This window comes from Gluconobacter cerevisiae (assembly GCF_015244675.1).
Lineage (GTDB): Bacteria > Pseudomonadota > Alphaproteobacteria > Acetobacterales > Acetobacteraceae > Gluconobacter > Gluconobacter cerevisiae.
This window is the reverse complement of record NZ_JABCQO010000033.1, coordinates 1-2992: the sequence shown is the minus strand read 5'-3', so window position 1 is coordinate 2992 and position 2992 is coordinate 1. Positions and strand designations below refer to the sequence as shown.

At 57.3% G+C, this 2992-nt stretch carries 2 protein-coding genes and 1 pseudogene; 2 read left to right on the top strand and 1 reads right to left on the bottom strand.

Annotated features, from left to right (window positions below; all coding sequences use genetic code 11):
* Both HKD21_RS14260 and amaB read left to right on the top strand, forming a co-directional pair.
* Nucleotides 1–96, top strand: a pseudogene (locus HKD21_RS14260) (IS5/IS1182 family transposase); the annotation flags it as partial.
* A gap of 108 nt (nucleotides 97–204) precedes the next feature.
* Entirely contained in the window at nucleotides 205–1743 is a 1539-nt protein-coding gene (amaB, locus tag HKD21_RS14255) for an L-piperidine-6-carboxylate dehydrogenase (protein ID WP_194256260.1), read from the top strand.
* A 3-nt stretch (nucleotides 1744–1746) separates the two neighbouring features.
* On the opposite strand, the gene HKD21_RS14250 is transcribed toward amaB, so the two are convergent.
* Nucleotides 1747–2679 carry a retropepsin-like aspartic protease gene (locus HKD21_RS14250; protein WP_194256259.1) on the bottom strand — a complete coding sequence of 311 codons (933 nt, stop codon included), beginning with the start codon at nucleotides 2677–2679 and terminating at the stop codon, nucleotides 1747–1749.
* Between the last annotated feature and the right edge of the window lie 313 nt (nucleotides 2680–2992).

Below are 2992 nucleotides of genomic sequence, written 5' to 3'. Positions count from 1 at the left end.
TGGCGACGTGTTGCGACCCGATATGACCGCTGCGCTCATACATTCATGTCCGCAATCCACATCGCAGCAAGCGTCATCTTCTACCTCAAAGAATGAGTCCTGAGCCTAGGTCACCTTGACGCGCAGGTCGTAACGGTTTGTGAATAGATAAAAGTAGGACGATCCATGTCCAGTGACCGCTACGAAACCCAGACAGGAAGAATAATGGCTGCCTCTCTCCGCTCCGAAGTCACAACGCTTCTCGATAGCCTTGGCGTGTCGGCAGACCTCTACTCGGGAGGCACTCTGGTCGTCACATCGCCGCTAACGGGCGAGCGGATTGCTGAAGTTGCGGAAATCAGCGCGGAAGAGGCGCAAGCGACGATCGGCTGTGCGGTAGAGGCGTTCAAAGTTTGGCGCGGAGTTCCGGCGCCGCGTCGTGGCGAACTGGTCCGCCTGCTGGGTGAGGAATTGCGGGCGAACAAGGACGCGCTTGGGCGACTGGTGACGCTGGAAGTGGGCAAGGTTCCGTCCGAAGGTCTGGGCGAAGTGCAGGAAATGATTGATATCTGCGATTTCGCGGTCGGTCTCTCCCGTCAGCTTTACGGCCTGACGATCCCCTCCGAACGACCGGACCATCGTCTGACGGAACAGTGGCATCCTGTTGGGCCGGTTGGCATCATCTCGGCGTTCAATTTCCCGGTTGCCGTCTGGTCGTGGAATGCGGCTCTGGCGCTGGTCTGCGGAGACAGCGTGATCTGGAAGCCTTCAGAAAAGACACCGCTGACTGCGCTCGCCACGCAGGCTTTGTTCCTGAAGGCGGCAGCACGTTTCGGGAATGACGCACCAGCCGCGCTCAGCATATTGCTGGTCGGCGGACGCGATATTGGCGAACTGATGGTGGAAGACCGCCGCGTGCCGGTCATTTCCGCCACCGGATCGACCCGTATGGGACGTGACGTTGGCGAGCGCGTGGCGCGTCGTTTCGGGCGCTCCATTCTGGAACTCGGCGGTAACAATGCGTCCATCGTCACACCCTCGGCCGATCTGGATCTGACGCTTCGGGCCGTCGCGTTTGGCGCAATGGGAACGGCTGGTCAGCGCTGTACGACATTGCGGCGTCTGTTCGTCCATTCCAGCGTCTATGACACGCTCGTGCCCAAGCTGGTGAATGTCTACAAAAGCATTTCGGTTGGTAATCCGATCGAGGAAACGGCGCTTGTCGGCCCGCTGATTGACGCGGCGTCCTTCGCAATGATGCAGGACAGTCTCAAGGCTGCGGCGGATGCGGGCGGTACGGTCCATGGCGGAACCCGCGTTGATGTGAACGGGGAGGCATCATTCTATGCACGCCCGGCACTGGTTGAAATGCCGTCTCAGGTGGGGCCGGTGCTGGAAGAGACATTCGCGCCGATCCTGTATGTCATGAAATATGACACGCTCGAGGAGGCCGTAGCACTTCAGAACGACGTGGTGCAGGGTCTGTCGTCTTCGATTTTTGCAACCGATATCCGGGAGGTGGAGCAGTTTCTGTCTGCGCGGGGATCGGATTGTGGCATTGCAAACGTGAATATGGGGCCGTCCGGTGCGGAAATCGGCGGGGCGTTTGGCGGTGAAAAAGAGACAGGCGGTGGCCGTGAGTCCGGTTCGGATTCATGGAAGGCCTATATGCGTCGCCAGACCAATGCCATCAATTATGGGCGCACGCTGCCGCTCGCACAGGGTGTGACGTTTGATGTGGACGGGGGATCGGCAGAAGCCTGACCCTCAGGGATTTCCGGCGGGGGCTGGGGGTGTCTGCTTTTCCTCGCTGGCATGGGTGATGCTGAGCCGGTCATGGGTGGGGGACCAGGGAAGAGCCTTTTCCTCCACATGGCCGGGCGGGGGCACATAGTCCTCAAGCCAGAGTTTACCGGCCATGGGATTGATCAGGATGTTGAAGTGCTTGAGGACATCCATCCCAAGAATATTGAACTCCGCATCCGGGACGACATCCAGCGTGATGTCGTGCAGTGTGTGTGAACCAAGTTGCAGAGTGTTGAAGTGATGTCTGTGTCCGAGCAGGACTTCCCCCGCGCCAACACGGATTTCGTCGTCCTGTTTGAGGATGTGGCGTGAAATCCCCATCTTCCGCGCCACCCATTGCTGGATAATGGAGCGGTTGGCGCTGGTATTGATCTGCATGTCCACCTTGTGACCATCCAGCAGAGCCGTCACCTGATTGAGTTGCGGGGACTCATCATCAAGGGATGTTAATGGAATGACTGGCCCTGTGTTTTTCAGAAGGGTTCCGATATCGGGGCAATCCGCAGCGGTATCGTAAGTGAAAATGCCGATTTTCTGCGAATATCTGTCGATGAGTAGATGATATTGCCCAAGGATGTCCCATCCGAGATCCATCATCAGAAGCAGGCCATCCGGCGTTTTGGGTGGGCGCTCATTGACCAGCAGGGCTGTCATGTCCTTGAGCACGGATTGACCGACCTGGAGGCTTTTGATCGTGGTGGAATAGTTTCCGCCCGTTCCTGTGACGGACATGGTTCTGATAGGGTCAAGGCGGTAGAAATCAAACCCTTTTGCATCCCAGACGCTGGTTCGGGTTGTGAATGTTGAGAAAAAAGATCCGACATCATGGCCATTGATCTGGACATGAATAACGGGCGCGCCAGCCGGGTTGAGAAAGGGGAGGACTTCACTCATCGTGACACAGTCATGGATGTTTCGAGCGTGCCCGGGTGAGCAAATCACGAGAGCAACTGCCGCTAATACGGGAATATTGCGCCACAAGGTCAGTCTGCCCATCACTGATCCTTGCTGAGTGGTCAGGGAGTTCTGAACGGATATTGTCGTGTTTTGTTATAAACCCCAAATGGTTTTATGCGATCGGTCCCTTCAGGATTACCGAGTGAAGGCTCTGACGAAGGCGTTTTGCTGTTTGACTTCGACGGGGAGTCTTGTGTCGGTGAGGGCTTTTCCCTGCCATCCGGCGCCGAGGGCGATGTAGAGAGCGACA